Below are 15,221 nucleotides of genomic sequence, written 5' to 3'. Positions count from 1 at the left end.
GTAGCCTACGGCCCCTTATGGCGCACACTGCGCGAACGTCAGGAGTCATAGACTACTTCACTTATTCACCACTTCACTCACAACTCACCTTACTTCACCGGTAGCTCGATGCTGACGATGGTGCCTTGGCCGGGGCGGGAGTTGATGGTGAGGCTACCGCCGAGTAAGCTCACGCGATTTTGGAGGCCGGGGAGGCCGATGCCGCTACGGGGAGCAAAGTGCGGATCGGGCTCGAAACCCTGACCGTTGTCTTCCACCGAGATGGCCAGTTTGTCGTTTTCGCGCACTACGTGGATGAAAGCTTCCTGGGCCTGCGCGTGCTTGATGATGTTGTTGAGCAACTCCTGCACGATGCGGTACACAGCCACTTCCATCAGTTGGGGCAGGGGCTGTTCGAGGCCCTCCGTGTGTAAATGCAAGGGCAGACTCTGACGCGGAATCCGGCGACCTAGCTCTTCCAACGCGAACTTCAAGCCGAAGTCTTCCAAAATGCCGGGCGTTAGCTCGAAGGAAATAGTGCGCGTCATGCGGATGGCCTCATTGAGGAGGGTGTGCACCTCGTCGCGGGGGAGGCTGGCGCCGGTGCGGCTTTCGAGGTGCAGCTTGGTGGCGTAGAGCAGCTGCCCAACGCCGTTGTGCAGCGCCTCGGCAATGCGCTTGCGCTCGGCTTCCTCGGTAGTTAGAATAGCCGATAGTACTTCCTGCTGCTGGCTGAGTTTGAGCTGCGTGGTTTCTTCGATGAGGCGCATACGCTCGGTCATGTCGCGAATTACGACCAGCACGCCGTTGATTTCGTTTTGCTGCTCACCGCGCAGGGGCACCATGTAGATATCGTAGTGGCCGGGGCGGACGATGAAGGGAACACCGCTTAGCACAATTCGCTCGCCGTGGCCGAGCACCTCACTGAAACGCCGCCGCCACTCCGGCGTATCCAAGCCGGGAAATACGTGGAATATTTCCTGGCCGAGCGTCTCGGCTTCCCGCAGGCCGGTGTAGTTTTCAGCTTCGCGGTTCCAGGCCGTAATGCGCGATTCCCGATCCAGGGCGATGATACCGTCGACGCTGTTATCGAGCAGGCTTTCCGAAAATTCTTTTTCGGCGCGCAGTTGCTCCCGGGCGGCCCGTTGGGCCGTGATGTCGCGCCAGACGGCGTGGACCAGCTGCTCGCCGCCCACGTTGATGTAGGTAAGCACTACTTCCAGCCATATACCGTCGCCGCGCAAGGTGCTGCGGTACCACTCGAAGCGGTGGGCGCCTTTGCGGCGTAGCAGCGCGAAGTTCTGCTGAAGCAAGTTGTCGGAGCGGCCCCCGTCGGGCTGAAGCTCGGGCACCATAAAGCTGATATGCTGCTGCACCAATTGGCTTTTATGGATGGCGCCCATCATGCGCAACGCGGCCTCGTTGCAATCCACAATGTGCAGGTTGCGGACGAGCACCACCGCATCGGTGCTTTGCTCGAAGAGTTGCCGAAAGCGGGCCTCGCTCATGGCCAGTGCCTCGGTAGCGGCGCGGCGGGCACTAATGTCGAGCAGGGCCAAGCGGTAGCTTGTCTCGTTTTCGATGGTGGTTACGCGCATGCCTTCCAGCTGCGCGTGAAACACCTCCCCATTGGAACGGGTGAAGCTAAGCTCGCAGGTTTGCCGCTCCTCGGAAGCCAGCAGCGCATCCAGAAACTGCGCAAACTCGGCACGGTTCTTCTCGGTGACAAACAGCGCCAGCCGTCGTCGTAGCAGCTTTTGGCGAACTTCACCCAACAATTGCGCCGCACTCAGGTTGAGCTGCTGAATGGTGCCTTTCGCGCTTAGGCTGAGGTAGCCCACGGGCGCAAAGTCGTAGAGGTCGATGTACTCGGCGCGGGCGGTTTCGGCTTCGGCCTGGGCAACAAGCAGCTCCTCGTACTGCATCTCCAGCTCGATCTGGTGTGTTTGCAGTTCCTGCACCAGCCGTTGCATGGCGTCGGGGGTGGCGTCGTCTACGGTGCGCGTTATGAGATGCCGCCGCCGCTCCGCCCGCTCGCGCAGTGCCAGCAAAGCATCCTTGGGACCTTGCAGGTCCTTGTGGTTGAAGTCACTCATAACTGGACAGCAAGCGGTTACTTATAGGAAGCAGAATTCTGCCGCCCTTCCGGTTATAACGGTGTATTCGGCAAGTCGTTCGCCTTAACAACCAACCAGGCGAGCAAAAATTAACAGCTAAGTCTTCATTTGCGGAGCAATATTGGGCAGTCGCCGGACCGAAGACGGCAATTTTAGGGCAAACTCGCGTCTTAAGGAGGTAAATCTTTCTCACTTTATTCTTCCCCTCCTAGGCCTGGCGAATTCCCAATCTGAAACTTTAATTAAAATGCTGCAAGGCGCCTAGCAAAACTTAGGCGTTATAGTGGCTCTCCTGGCCCCCCACCTGGTTTTGCGTACGCCCAAAAGAGCGCACAACCATGCGTCGCCTAGCCAACAAAACCGTGGCCTTCGGGCAAGAAGTTACCAGCTATGCCACCACCAATCCTGCTTTCATGCTACCCTTCGTCAGCCTACCCGACCTAAAGCGGGATGACGCTGGCTTCACCTGCTAGGTATTAAAGCTGTTAGCTTGAAGTAGGCTGCTCGAGCTAATTTCTGGGCTCGGGTGAGGCCCGGCAGCTTAGAAGCGGTTTGCGTTAACCGAAAATCACCCCCGAACGTCATGCTGAGCTTGTCGAAGCATCTCTCCCACTTCGTTTGAGCGGTTGTACAAAGCGGGAGAGATGCTCCGACAGGCTCAGCATGACCGCCTTGATTAACTCAAACAGCTTCTTAACTGAGGCTAGTTGTCGATGGCTTGCACGCCTACAAGCAGGTGGCTGGTAAGATGGCCTTCACTCATGATGCGGCGGCCATAGAGCGTCACGCTGCGGTGCCCCACGCCGGGGAAGTCGGCATCGAGCTTGAAATCATCGAAAGAGGCGGTTTCTGTGTCGAGTAGCTCGCGCAGGTGAGCGTGTAGCTGGGGCTGGTTCCAGGCGCCTTTGCTGAGCGCCACCAGGGGCTGACCTTTCGCCGCGGCCGACTCCACCCCGAAGGCACTGGCGAAAGACGGACTCACGGTAAGCACCCGCAGCTGGCCATCGAGCACCACCAGCGGCTCGCGTACTGTCTCGACAATGCTTTCGGCGAAGCGGCGGCTGATTTCCATCTGGTCTTCGAGCTGCTTGAGGCCGGTGATGTCGGTGAAGGTGAGAACGGCGCCGCTGATGTAGTTGTCGAGGGTGCGGTAGGGAAGGATGCGCATGGCGTACCAATCGCCGGCCGTGGTTTGGATGTTGGTTTCCACACTCACCAGCCGGTCGAGCACCTGCTCCACGTCGGGTATCAGCCGCTCATAGCGCAGGTTGTTGGCAAAGTGCGTGATGGGGCGCCCTACGTCGGTGGGCAGCAACGGAATGATGCGCCCCACCGGCGGGGTGAAGCGCTTCACAATCATTTCGTTGTCGATGAAGATGGTGGCTATTTCGGTGGCGTCGAGCAGGTTCTTCATGTCGTTGGCGGCCTGGCTCAGCTCCTCGGTTTTGTGCAGGTACTGCATGTTGAGGGTCATCAGCTCCTCGTTGAGGCTCTGCATTTCCTCTTTGTTGGTCATGGCCTCCTCGTTGGTACTTTGCAGCTCCTCGTTGGCACTTTGCAGCTCCTCGTTGGTGCTTTTCAGCTCCTCGAGGCTACTTTCCATCTCCTCGATGGTGGTTTGGAGACGGTGGCGGGTGTATTGCAGCTCTTTTTCGAGCGTTGTAATCTGCGAGTCCTGGCCGTTGTCGGTGCCGGGCTTGTTGCGGCGCACCCGGCGCGAAGTGGCCGTGTCTTCAAACACCACCAGCAGCAAGCCCGCCAGCGGCTCGGGCTCGGTCAGGAACTTCACCGTGAGGCGCAGCAGCTGGTAGCCGGCCTCGGTTTTCACCTTCACGCTCTCGTTCACTATGGTCTGGCGCTGCTGCGTGGCCCGGTGCACGGCATCGCTAATTTCGAAGTGCAGCTCCTCGCGGGCCATATCGAAAATGTTGAGGCCGCTCAGGCCGGGGGCGGGCTCCAGGTACTTGCCGGTGCGGCCGTTCACAAATAGAATTTCGCCTTTGGGGTTGATAACCACCGCCGGTGGGGCGTAGGAAGCCAGCAACAAACGCTGAATTAGAGTCGCAAACGAATTGTCGCGACGTGGAACGGCAGAAGGTACCATGCTGCTGGAGGTATTGGGCGCCACGGCCTGCTGCCGCGACGCGGAGAAAGGAAAATTAGTCAGCCGCACGAGTTGCGAAGCGGTTTCATTGGCCCGCGAAATCTTCCATTTCACGTCCAGCGGCGTATATAGCTCCTGAAATCCCGTCAGGTTTTCCGAGGGCCCCAAAAACAAAATACCACCCGGATTGAGGGCGTAATGAAAGACGGGAATCAAGCTCTTTTGCAGCTCGGCCGACAAGTAAATCAGCAGGTTGCGGCAGCAAAGCAGGTCGAGGCGGGTGAAGGGCGCGTCGCGGCTGATGTTGTGCAAGGCAAACACCATGGAGTCGCGCACATCTTTGCGGATCTGGTAGGAGCTGTCGATTTTGATGAAGAAGCGCCGCAGCCGCTCCGGGCTCACATCGGCCGTGATGTTGGCGGAGTAGAAGCCGGCCCGGGCTTCGTCGATGCTCTCGGGGTTGATGTCGGTGGCAAAGAGCTGAAAGCTAAGGTTGCGGTCGGGCTCGGCATCAAAGCACTCCAGTAAGGTCATGGCCAGCGAGTAAGCTTCTTCGCCGGTCGAGCAACCGGGCGCCCACACCCGAATGGTGGTGCCGGGCTCTTGCCGGCGCAGCAGCGGCAGTAGGTGGCGCTTGAGAGCGGCGTAGGCTTCGGGGTCGCGAAAAAACTTGGTCACCCCAATCAGCAGCTCCTTAAACAGGTGGTCCACCTCGGCCGGGTTTTCCTGGAGGTAGCGCACGTAGTGGGTAAACTCCTTGATCTGGTGGCTGTTCATGCGCCGCTCGATGCGCCGGAACACGGTGTTGCGCTTGTAGTAAGAGAAGTCGTGCCCGGTTTGGTTGCGAATCAGAATAAAAATTTTCTGGAGGGCGTGGGGCGGCATGGAGGCCGGGGCGGCGGAGGGGGCCCGTAGCGGGCGGCGCGGCCCCGGCTGGTGAATGTATTCGAGCAGGCGGGGCACCATCTGGGCAGCAGGCAAAATGTAGTCGACAAACTCGGTGGTAATGGCGGCGCGGGGCATGGCGTCGTACTCGGCCGTGTCGGGGTCCTGCACCATCACCATCCCGAAGTTTTCCATCACCATCTTCAGCCCGATGGTCCCGTCGGAACCCAGGCCCGAGAGAATGATGCAGATAGCCCGTTCGCGCACGTCCTTGGCCAGGCTTTGCAGGAAGTAGTCGATGGGCAGGCGGCGGCCCGGCGCCTGGGTGGGCTCGAAGAGGTGCAGCACCCCGTGCAGCAGCGACATATCCTTGCCGGGCGGAATCACATACACCTGGTTGGGGCGCACCTTCATCCCGTCGGTTACTTCCACTACCGGCACGTTGGTGAAATGCTGGAGCACCTGCCGCAGCTCGCCGTCGGCGCTGCCGGGCATCTGGTGCGTTACCACCACGTAGGCCAGGCCGCTGCCTTCGGGCAGGGTGCGCAAAATGGCTTCGAGGGCGCTCAGCGAGCCGGCCGAGCCACCCAGGCACACCACCGAAAAGTTGATGGGGTTGCGCACCATGCTGAACCCCAGCCGGTTGGGGCCGGGCTGAATTTCGATGCCGGCGGCGGGGTCGGGCAGCAGGAGCGGGTTGGCAGCAGGTTGAGCCGGGCCGGGAACGGAATCCGGCGCCGCAGGATTTTTTTTCATAAACAACAAAAACGGCTTTTTCTAGAGCTGCACGGGGTAATCAGGAAATCTACTTGCTCAAAAGTAAGCAGAAAGAACAACCCATTTTCCTGTTCAGGAACCGTCGAGTTGCTAATAATCTGGTTCAACCAGCAGCCAAACCGTATTTTTGCACGTACTCTTCTTCTTGACGCTAGTCGGTTCAGTGTTGCTGAATCTGGCTTACTTTTCTTTAACCTCCCTTAGTGACCTAGTGAAACCGTCCTACATCATAGTTGTCGGTACTTCCGCTGGTGGCATGCCGGCCCTCGTGCAGCTGGTAGCCCAGCTTCCCGCCACCCTATCCGCCGCCGTACTGGTGGTGCAGCACTTGGCCCCCGACTCGTCGGGCGAGCATTTGGTATCGCGCCTGAGCCAGCACACCCGCCTGCGCTGCCACCAGGCGGGCCATCAGGAAATTATCGAGCAGGGCCACCTCTACCTGGCTCCCGCCGACCGGCACCTGCTGGTGCACGACGGCCGGATGCTGGTTACCAAAGGCCCCCGCGAAAACAACTTCCGGCCCGCCGTTGATGCCCTGTTTCGGGCGGCGGCCGTAAACTACGGGGCCGCCGTTATTGGCGTCGTGCTCACGGGCATGCTGCATGATGGCACCGCCGGCCTCGATTTTATTAAGCGCTGCGGCGGCCAGGCCGTGGTGCAGGACCCCGACGATGCCGAGTTTCCCAGCATGCCCGATACGGCCCTGCGCAACGTCGAGGTCGACTATGTGGTGCCCCTCTCTCACATAGGAGCCCTTTTGCAGGAGATGACGAGCCAGGCGCCGCCACCTCCAACCCCAATACCAAACGATTTAATAGCGGAGGCCGCCATTGCGGAACGAGTTGTGGGACACACCGAAGAAATCGACAAATTTGGCGAACAAGTGCCCCTCACCTGCCCCGACTGCGGGGGCGCGCTCTGGAAGCTGGAGCAAGGCAACGTGCTGCGGTTCCGCTGTCATACCGGCCACTCCTTCACCGCCGACGCCCTGTTCGAAAGCTCGAAGCACGCGCTGGAAGAAACTCTGTGGGTGGCGCTGCGCATGATGGAGGAGCGTAAAAACCTGCTTAGCAGCATGGCCGTGCGGGGCGAAGGCCTGTGGAGCGCCCAGCAGGAAGAGCGCCTCGAAGAAATCAAGTCCCACATCAACCGTCTCCGCGAATTCCTACTCAACGGCACCACCGGGGCAACCCGAGCGTCGGAGCAAGAGCAGGCCTAGCGCCGCAGTAGCCGCATTAAATCCGAAGTCCCAACCAAACCGTGCGTATACGATTTGGCTGGAACTTCGGATTTTATACGTATGAAAAATACGTATTTACACGGATATATTTGGTGTTTATACGTATATATAATTGTGCTTTTATTTGAATCATTGTAAGGTTGAAGTGAGAGAAGCCATCTGATGCTCGCAATGGCTAGTGCTTCCCTCCTATTCTATGGCCGAGGCTTTATGCTTCCTTTTAAACCTCACTGCTATGTCGCGCCTTACATCTACCCAATTGCAAGAAGTAGGCTTCCGTCCTTGCTCGCACCCCCCGCACAGTTGGCAGCACGCCGGCGACGTTTATGTGCAAGAGGTACCCAAAGGCTCAGCGTATGTGCTCTGCCTGGAAAACTCCGACGAGGTGGAAGCCTTTATTGGTGATTGGATGAACCCGGTGGCGTATTTCTATTGGCCTAACGCCGACGCGAATAAGCTAAGCGGCGTGTTGCATCTAACCTAAAGGCCGCTGTTTAGCTCTGCAATTAGTTTCTAGAGCGCCGTTCTTGCGTCTGTCGAGGTGTTGGTTGTCTCAGCCCGCTTAGGGTTAGCGAGCCAGGATGCCGCTCAGCACCTGAGGGCAGGTTATTCCGCCGGCTTGCCAGCTGCCACACCGCTTGGTTTGCGTTGAGTTGAAATCTCTATCGAAAGAGCTACTACCAACCAAGCACGAATCTCGGCAGCTTGGCAGAAACAACTCGTAGTAACCTCGAACCGTGTAAGCACTCAACCGCCGACGCCCCTAGTAACTGCTCGTAGCCGTCTGGTCTCTAAGCAACTAGGTGTTGTGCCTCCCTGATTGACTGATCAGTTAGGCGCCTGACAATTTAGAAGCTGTTTGCGTTAGCCAACAACCGGTTCGAACGGTGTAGAGACGCCTCTTTGCGTCTCGGCGTCCGCACCAACCCGCCGATTTCGTTCAACGCCGAGATGCAAAGAGGCGTCTCTACACCGGGCGGTGATTTTGGAAAACGTGACTCAAACAACTTATTAGCGGCGTACGGTAGCCCGTTGGTAGGCTGCGCGATATACTGAATTACAAAGAACAGAAAGGGTGAAATTGTCACCAGAAGCTTGCAGCGGCGTTGGTTTTAGGAGGTCTGATTGAGCAAGTCGGACAATACAGACTTGAAAAATACGTGGTTTTAGCAGGACTATTTCCGTACTAATCGGGCCACTCTTAGGGGCAAGGGCTGCGTTAAAGGAGCGAGCTGGCTGCCCAACCGAAATGCGGCCGGAGTAGCAGTTTCCCGTCACCACGGGCAGCCGGCTGCTGGTAGTTGGAAAGATTCCCCATGAATTGTCCCTCTATCGTTCCGCCGCATTTCATTGCCGACTCCGTTGCGGGTGCAACGGAAACCACGGCCGCGGATGATTGCCTTGCATTTCTATCCGCGGCCATTTCCGGCCTCTTAGTTGATTTCACTTATGTCGTCATTCCACTTTGCGCTCTGGCAATCTGCAGGGGCATCTACTAGTCAGCACTTAGCCTTGTTTGCACAGGCTCCTACTGGCAGGAACTGGGGGTCGGCTTTGGCGCACTGGGCACTGCCCCAACTCGGCCATCATCGGTTGGCACAGCAAACGCACTCGCTTCTGGTAGAAGCCACGCACATGCCCTTGGCAACGCACCATTATGAAACCGGCCGCTGCACGCTCATAACGGGCCAGCTGCCGCTCCAAAACGGGCAAGAGCGCCTGTGCCTCAACTTTGAAGGGCATACGCTACGCGGACACTTTGCCCTGCTACGGCTGCGGCCCGGTAGTAGCCGGTGGCTGTTCGGCCGGCTACAGTTCATGCCCGATAAGTTTCAACGTGGTCCGGAAATAGCGCCTTCGTGGCCTAGCGCCCAAACTACCTCGGTATAAGTCACGACTGCGCAGGTAGTAATACGCAAAGATTAATTTGGTCATTACTACGCAGTTAATCCAAAAAAATCACGTTTAAATTTGCTTTCCCCTTCCACAACACCTCCTACCAAAAGTCCTATTACTATTTCTCACTAGTCAACTTCCACCCTATGCTCGACTTCTCCTCTCTTAGCGACCCTACTGCCCGCGTTTACACTATCGACCTCAATCAAACCGACCCCGTGCGGTTGGCGAGTCGGCTGTACCAAGCTAATCCGAGGCAGCGCCCGCAGCTCCTCATCGATTGCCAGCATTTAGAATGCCTGCGCACCCGCGGCGTGAGCCACTTAGCGTCGCAGCTGTTGCTGACCCGGCAAGCGGGAGCCGATATTCTGCTCTACAACGTGGATACGGTGCTGTGCCGGATTCTGCGGCTCCTTCAGTTGCATCATCTTTTCCGGGTGATACCCGCTCCTACCGCTTAATTTTTTCAATCTCCTTTCTTTTTCACAACCAACCCCTTTCCACTTTCCAAACTTTTTTCGCTATGGCTACTACCCCTCGAAACGCATCATCTAGCCCCGCTAAGTCTGCAACCAAAACCGGTAACCCACGTGGCTTTGCCGCCATGGACCCTGCCACGCAGCGCCGCATCGCCAGCGAAGGTGGTAAAGCCTCGCACGAAAGCGGCCGGGGCCACCAGTGGACGCCCGAAGAAGCTCGCGCAGCGGGTCGTAAGGGTGGCCAAGCCAGCCGCACGAATCGCGCTTCAACCAACAGCTAGTATCGGCTACCCTATTGCGGCCGGCTCTTTAGTCGGTTGCTCCTACCTTAAATTCAAGATTGAAAAGCCTTGGAGTTTCTCCAAGGCTTTTTTCGTTTGTGGCACTAAGAGCCTATTCGGATAGGTCTTGTCATTCCGACATTCCGCGTCTATTTGGATGGTCTCTAAGTAGCACGAGCTGCTTGAAGTTGGCCCGGAACAGCCTTTTTTGGTTCTAGCCTATTCCGCAACTTCCGTTAATTAGCCACAAAGCGCAGGTACTACGTAAGCAAGGCGGTTTCTGCTTTTGTTGCTTATGTCTGTTACTGCTACGCTGGCGCCGCCGGCTCCCGTTTCGCCGATGGCGCCCCTCCGGATTCCGTTTTTCCGGATGCTTTGGATTGCTTCTTTCGTTTCCAACATCGGCACCTGGATGCAGAACGTGGGCGCCGTGGGGCTCATGACTGACCTGACGACTTCGCCGGTGCTGGTGGCCCTGCTGCAAACGGCGTCGGCGCTGCCCGTATTTCTACTGAGCCTACCCGCCGGTGCCCTCGCCGATTTGGTGGACCGGCGGCGGATGCTGCTGCTCACGCAGTCGTGGATGGCCGGGGTGGCCTTGGTGCTGGCGGCCGTTACGCTGATGGGGTTTACCACGCCGTGGCTGCTGCTGCTGCTTACCTTTCTGCTGGGGCTGGGCGGCGCCCTCAACAACCCCGTGTGGCAAACTGTGACGCCCGAGCTGGTGCCCCGCGAGCAGCTGCCGCAGGCCCTGGCCCTCAACAGCGTGAGCTTCAACCTGGCCCGCTCGTTTGGGCCAGCGCTGGGCGGCTTGCTTATTGGCAGCTTCTCGGCGGGAGCGGCGTTTCTGCTGAACGGGCTATCATTTCTGGCGACCATTTACATGGTGTGGCGCTGGAAGCGGGAGCCGCAGGCCACTTCTACGCTGGCCGCGGAGCGGGTGTTGGCCGCTATTCGGGGCGGCATTCGGTACGCGCGGTTTGCGCCGCAGGTGCAGAACATTCTGGTGCGGGGCGTGAGCTTCACGTTCGGGGCGTCGGCGTTGCTGGCTCTAATGCCGGCCGTGGTAGCGCGGCGGCTGCTACTACCCACTTCGTTTTATTCGGTGCTGCTTTCGTGCATGGGCGCCGGGGCCGTGCTGGGCGCCCTGCTGCTGCCCTACCTCAACCGCTATTTTACCATCAATTGGCGCGTGACGCTAGCCACGGCGGCTTTTGCCGTTGGCTTGCTAGGACTGGCCTTCGTCGATAGCCAGGTGGTGCTTTCGGCGCTGCTGGTGCTAGTGGGGCTGGCCTGGATGCTGGTGCTCAACTCGTTTAGTGTGGGGGTGCAAACGGTGGTACCGCGCTGGGTGCAGGCGCGCACCATTAGTTTGTACTTGCTCACTATTCAGGGCGGTATGGCGCTGGGCAGTGTGGTGTGGGGTTCGGTAGCCAGCCACTGGGGCCTGCCCGTGGCCCTGACTGGTGCGGCCATTTGGCTCGGCATCAGCACGTTGCTGGTCTTGCGCTTTTCACTTATCAACAACACCGAAAAGCTGGACTTCACCCCGGCCCGCCAACGCCCCGACCTTGTGCTCACGCAGGAGCCGGCCCCCTCTGCCGGACCAATCATCATCACCACCACCTACCGCGTTGACCCCGCCGACCGGCCCGCCTTTGCCGCCCTCATGGAGCAGCTCAGCCGCATCCGTCGCCGCGAAGGCGCCATCCGGGTTGGCCTCTACACCGACCTAGCTGACCCGACCCGCCTGGTCGAGTACTTCATGGTGGAGTCGTGGGAGGAGTACGAGCAGCTCCACGACCGGGGCGTAAGCCACGAGGAAGCCGACGTAAAAAACCTGGCCCGCCAACTGCATCAAGGCCCCGACAAACCCGTAGTAGCCCGCCTGCTGGCCGAACATGCCGGCGAAAATGCCACCCAAGCGCCCATGGTACCCGGCAGCACCCGCCTGATAGCCAGCACGGCCGGCGAAACAGCAGGGTAGTTTTTCGTGGTTGGTTTTTCGTTTTTCGGCGAGGTTTTTTGCGTTGTTAGTCGTTGGTTTTTCGTTTTTGGTAGAGTGCAGTTGGTTTTGTTTGTACTGACGGTGGCGCTTTACACTGCCAGTTTGTTGTTCTTGCTGATACTAGCTCCGAAAAACGAAAAACCAACAACGAAAAACGAAAAAGATGAAACTGCTCTACGGTTATCTGCGCAATTATTGGGGCTTGCTGGTACTCGCCCTGGTGCTGGCGACTATCAACCAAGTTTTCTCCCTCCTCGACCCCTGGATTTTCCGCAAAATCATCGACCAGTACGTGGTCAAGCCGGGCGGCGCGCTGCACACGATCAACTTCCGCACCTTCCTGAGTGGGGCAGGGTTGCTGATTCTGGCGGCTATGGGCGTGGCCATGGTGTCGCGCATTGCCAAAAACTTCCAGGACTACTACGTCAATGTGATTACCCAGCGGCTGGGTGCGCAGCTGTATTCCGATGGTCTACGCCACTCCCTGGAGCTGCCATATCAGGTGTTCGAGGATCAACGCTCGGGCGAAACGCTGGGCAAGCTCCAGAAGGTGCGCACCGATGTCGAGAAGCTGATTGCGGCTTTTGTGAACGTGCTGTTCGTGGGGTTGGTGGGCGTTATTTTCGTGGTGGGGTATGCCCTTACCGTGTATTGGGTTATTGCGCCGGTGTACTTTCTAACCATTCCGCTGCTCGGCTTTTTGAGCTCGGTGCTGAGTAAGAAGATCAAGGTGGTGCAGAAAACCATTGTGGCCGAAACCACGGCGCTGGCGGGTGCTACCACCGAAAGCCTGCGCAATATCGAGCTGGTGAAAAGCTTGGGTTTGGCCCAGCAGGAAACCGAGCGGCTGAACGCCACCACCAACAAGATTCTGAAGCTGGAGTTGAAGAAGGTGCGCTATATCCGGTCGTTGTCATTTGTGCAGGGTACGTTCGTGAACTTGCTGCGCAACGCCATTCTGCTGCTCATGCTGTATCTGGTGGTGCAGGGCCGTATTACGGTAGGCGAGTTTTTCTCGCTGTTCATTTACTCGTTTGCCATTTTCGGCCCGCTGCAGGAAATGGGCAACATCATCAACATCTACCGCGAAACCGAGGCTTCCCTGGCCAACTTCGAGCAGATTCTCGCCACTCCCAAAGACGTAAAGCCGGCGCACCCCAAACACATCCAGCAAATTCAGACCCTGGCCTTTGATGAGGTGCGCTTCAAGCACCTCTCGGCCAGCAATGCGGCCCTGGATGGCATTTCCTTTGACACCAAGCTCGGCGAAACCATTGCTTTCGTAGGACCTTCGGGCTCCGGTAAAACCACGCTCGTCAAGCTCCTGGTGGGCCTCTACCCGGCCGCCGCCGGCCAGATTCTCTACAACGGCATTCCTGGCACCGAAATCGACCTCGACACCCTGCGCGAGCAAATCGGGTTTGTCACCCAGGACACGCAGCTCTTCGCGGGCACCATCCGCGAGAACCTGTGCTTCGTGGCCCCCGCCGCCACCGACGAGCAATGCCTGCGCGCCCTGCATCAAGCCGCCGCTGACACGCTGCTGGCCCGCGCGCCCCTAGGCCTCGACACGGTAATAGGCGAAGGCGGCGTGAAGGTTTCGGGTGGCGAAAAGCAGCGCCTCAGCATCGCCCGGGCCTTGCTGCGGCGCCCGACGCTGCTGGTATTCGACGAAGCTACCTCGGCCCTCGACTCGCTCACGGAAGAAGAAATCAGCCAGACGGTACGGGAGCTTTCCGGCTCGCGCCAGCACATTACCATCCTCATCGCCCACCGCCTCAGCACCATCCTGCACGCCGACAAGATTTTCGTGCTAGAGCGCGGCCACATCGCCGAGCAAGGCCGCCACGACGAGCTATTACTGCAAAAAGGCCTCTACTACGCCATGTGGCGCCAGCAAATCGGCGAACGTCCACTGTCTTCCATTGCGCCTCAATTGGTTCAAGCCTAAGAGCCAACGCTACTTTTTCAACGCAAAGCCCCTACTGCACTCATCAGGCATTACGCCTAGTGCAGTAGGGGCTTTAACTTAAGCCAAAAGCATCAGGCGGTTTGTCGCCACACCTCTCGAACGATGTAGAGACGCGACACCTCGCGTCTCGGCGTTGCTGAGGTTGTTTAGACTGCGCAGTTCGGGTCGTTCAACGCCGAGACGCGAGGTGTCGCGTCTCTACACCGTTCGGATATGAGTTGGCTGGCTTAAACAAGTGCGGTCTTTACAACGTCGACTAGTGATAGTCGAAGATGAGTCAATACAAGGGCACTAAAACTTAGTGCGAGGCGTTATTTAGGCACGATTCCTGACTATACAGGTTCCTCATCCTACCGACATTTTCATGACGTTTCAGCCTCGCTTTTTCCGCCATTTCGCCGGCTTGCTGCTGGCTGCGTGGCTGCTTCTGGCCGGTTCGGTCAGTGCTCAATCCTCAACTACTCCTAAGCGCGACGTTTTGCGCGAAATTACCGATGTGGTAGGTCTTAAGCCGCGCTTTGAACTGCAGGCCACTTCGTCCGTGCAAAATGCGGCCGCCGTGGTATACAGCGGCAAGCGCTTCCTGCTTTATAATCCTGATTTTGTGGCGGCCGTAAACCGCGCCGGTCACTCCGATTGGGCTGGCATCAGCATCCTGGCCCACGAAATGGGTCACCACCTCAACGGCCACACCCTGAAGTCCGGCGGTTCCAACCCCACCGACGAACTGGAGGCCGACGAGTTTTCGGGCTTTGTGCTGCGCAAAATGGGTGCGAGCCTAGCTGAAGCCCAAGCCGGTATGGCCGTGGTGTCGGACGAGGAAGCCTCCCCTACGCACCCCGGCCGCTCGACTCGCCTCAAGGCTATCAGTGAAGGGTGGCAGCGCGCCAGCCAGCAGATCGCGGCTAGCAACCGTGCCACCGCTCCTTCCGCTGCCCCGGCTATCGTGAGCAACACCCCTGCTGTGCTGCCTGGCCGGACTAGTTCTGCCGCTGGCGCGCCGGTCGTGATGGCTAGCAACGGGCAGATGAGTTTGGTAGGTAAAATCACTTTCCGCAACAAGCCCAACCAGCCGTTCTATCTCACCAACCGCCTCAGCGTCATCCGCCTCGACCACGAAGAACACACTGCTCAGGTAGTAGGTCGCATCACCCGCTCCAACAACGAAGACTTCCCCTTCATCCTGGTTGACGACCAAAACCGCCGCCTCCTGATCGATGCCGAAGGTGCGGTCTACGACAGCAACGGCCGACAGGTAGCCATGGTGTCGGACCCTTCGTAAGCTTCCTCTCTTTTGTATTGAAAAGCCAGTTTCCTAGCAGGAAACTGGCTTTTTTATTACCCTTAGCAGAAGTTGCGTGATGATAACCCGGCCAATTCACTAGCTGTTTCCAAGTTACCACACTAGGTGGCATAGGCTTCGCGCTACACCCTATGTCTATTTATTGATAGATAGAAAACGGATATTCCAGTTTGCTGAACG

11 protein-coding genes are annotated in these 15,221 nt (G+C 58.2%); 9 read left to right on the top strand and 2 right to left on the bottom strand.

The genetic code is table 11. The features are described 5' to 3' along the window. Positions 1-89: 89 nt before the first annotated feature. Complete coding sequence (locus VF639_RS03780) at positions 90-2,075, bottom strand: PAS domain S-box protein (RefSeq protein ID WP_331144550.1); 1,986 nt, start codon at positions 2,073-2,075, stop codon at positions 90-92. Positions 2,076-2,434: 359 nt separating this feature from the next. Between VF639_RS03780 and VF639_RS03775 the strand changes: the two genes are divergently transcribed. Continuing rightward, positions 2,435-2,569: a hypothetical protein gene (locus VF639_RS03775; protein ID WP_331144549.1), complete on the top strand. Its 135-nt coding sequence runs from the start codon at positions 2,435-2,437 to the stop codon at positions 2,567-2,569. Positions 2,570-2,799: 230 nt separating this feature from the next. On the opposite strand, the gene VF639_RS03770 is transcribed toward VF639_RS03775, so the two are convergent. Next, a complete protein-coding gene (locus VF639_RS03770; protein ID WP_331144548.1) occupies positions 2,800-5,841 on the bottom strand; it encodes a CheR family methyltransferase in 3,042 nt (1,013 codons plus the stop codon). 232 nt (positions 5,842-6,073) lie between these two features. Between VF639_RS03770 and VF639_RS03765 the strand changes: the two genes are divergently transcribed. The 8 genes from VF639_RS03765 (at position 6,074) to VF639_RS03730 (ending at position 15,020) form a co-directional block, all read left to right on the top strand. Next, complete coding sequence (locus VF639_RS03765; protein ID WP_331144547.1) at positions 6,074-7,081, top strand: chemotaxis protein CheB; 1,008 nt, start codon at positions 6,074-6,076, stop codon at positions 7,079-7,081. A 256-nt stretch (positions 7,082-7,337) separates the two neighbouring features. Then, positions 7,338-7,586, top strand: coding sequence for a hypothetical protein (locus VF639_RS03760; protein ID WP_331144546.1), 249 nt, complete (start codon positions 7,338-7,340; stop codon positions 7,584-7,586). A gap of 965 nt (positions 7,587-8,551) precedes the next feature. Next, the gene (locus tag VF639_RS03755; RefSeq protein ID WP_331144545.1) at positions 8,552-8,992 is read left to right on the top strand and encodes a hypothetical protein; all 441 of its coding nucleotides are present in this window, start codon (positions 8,552-8,554) and stop codon (positions 8,990-8,992) included. A 152-nt stretch (positions 8,993-9,144) separates the two neighbouring features. After that, positions 9,145-9,459 (top strand): hypothetical protein, encoded by a 315-nt coding sequence (locus tag VF639_RS03750; protein ID WP_331144544.1) that lies wholly within the window; start codon positions 9,145-9,147, stop codon positions 9,457-9,459. 62 nt (positions 9,460-9,521) lie between these two features. After that, the gene (locus VF639_RS03745) at positions 9,522-9,758 is read left to right on the top strand and encodes a KGG domain-containing protein (protein ID WP_331144543.1); all 237 of its coding nucleotides are present in this window, start codon (positions 9,522-9,524) and stop codon (positions 9,756-9,758) included. 295 nt (positions 9,759-10,053) lie between these two features. Next, a complete protein-coding gene (locus VF639_RS03740) occupies positions 10,054-11,745 on the top strand; it encodes an MFS transporter (RefSeq protein ID WP_331144542.1) in 1,692 nt (563 codons plus the stop codon). A gap of 184 nt (positions 11,746-11,929) precedes the next feature. Then, on the top strand, positions 11,930-13,717 hold the full coding sequence (locus tag VF639_RS03735) for an ABC transporter ATP-binding protein (protein WP_331144541.1): 1,788 nt from the start codon (positions 11,930-11,932) through the stop codon (positions 13,715-13,717). A gap of 385 nt (positions 13,718-14,102) precedes the next feature. Continuing rightward, positions 14,103-15,020, top strand: coding sequence for a M48 family metalloprotease (locus VF639_RS03730; protein ID WP_331144540.1), 918 nt, complete (start codon positions 14,103-14,105; stop codon positions 15,018-15,020). Positions 15,021-15,221 lie beyond the last annotated feature (201 nt).

The organism is Hymenobacter sp. (genome assembly GCF_036387835.1).
Taxonomy (GTDB): domain Bacteria; phylum Bacteroidota; class Bacteroidia; order Cytophagales; family Hymenobacteraceae; genus Hymenobacter.
Note: the sequence above shows the minus strand (reverse complement) of the source record. Positions and strands in the feature narration are given on the sequence as shown.

What these genes read in the sequence shown, in the direction of transcription:
- VF639_RS03735 (WP_331144541.1), top strand. Translation starts at nt 11,930, where the DNA reads ATGAAACTGCTCTACGGTTATCTGCGCAATTATTGGGGCTTGCTGGTA.
- VF639_RS03750 (WP_331144544.1), top strand. Translation starts at nt 9,145, where the DNA reads ATGCTCGACTTCTCCTCTCTTAGCGACCCTACTGCCCGCGTTTACACT.
- VF639_RS03740 (WP_331144542.1), top strand. Translation starts at nt 10,054, where the DNA reads ATGTCTGTTACTGCTACGCTGGCGCCGCCGGCTCCCGTTTCGCCGATG.
- VF639_RS03775 (WP_331144549.1), top strand. Translation starts at nt 2,435, where the DNA reads ATGCGTCGCCTAGCCAACAAAACCGTGGCCTTCGGGCAAGAAGTTACC.
- VF639_RS03755 (WP_331144545.1), top strand. Translation starts at nt 8,552, where the DNA reads ATGTCGTCATTCCACTTTGCGCTCTGGCAATCTGCAGGGGCATCTACT.
- VF639_RS03780 (WP_331144550.1), bottom strand. Translation starts at nt 2,075, where the DNA reads ATGAGTGACTTCAACCACAAGGACCTGCAAGGTCCCAAGGATGCTTTG.
- VF639_RS03730 (WP_331144540.1), top strand. Translation starts at nt 14,103, where the DNA reads ATGACGTTTCAGCCTCGCTTTTTCCGCCATTTCGCCGGCTTGCTGCTG.
- VF639_RS03760 (WP_331144546.1), top strand. Translation starts at nt 7,338, where the DNA reads ATGTCGCGCCTTACATCTACCCAATTGCAAGAAGTAGGCTTCCGTCCT.
- VF639_RS03745 (WP_331144543.1), top strand. Translation starts at nt 9,522, where the DNA reads ATGGCTACTACCCCTCGAAACGCATCATCTAGCCCCGCTAAGTCTGCA.
- VF639_RS03770 (WP_331144548.1), bottom strand. Translation starts at nt 5,841, where the DNA reads ATGAAAAAAAATCCTGCGGCGCCGGATTCCGTTCCCGGCCCGGCTCAA.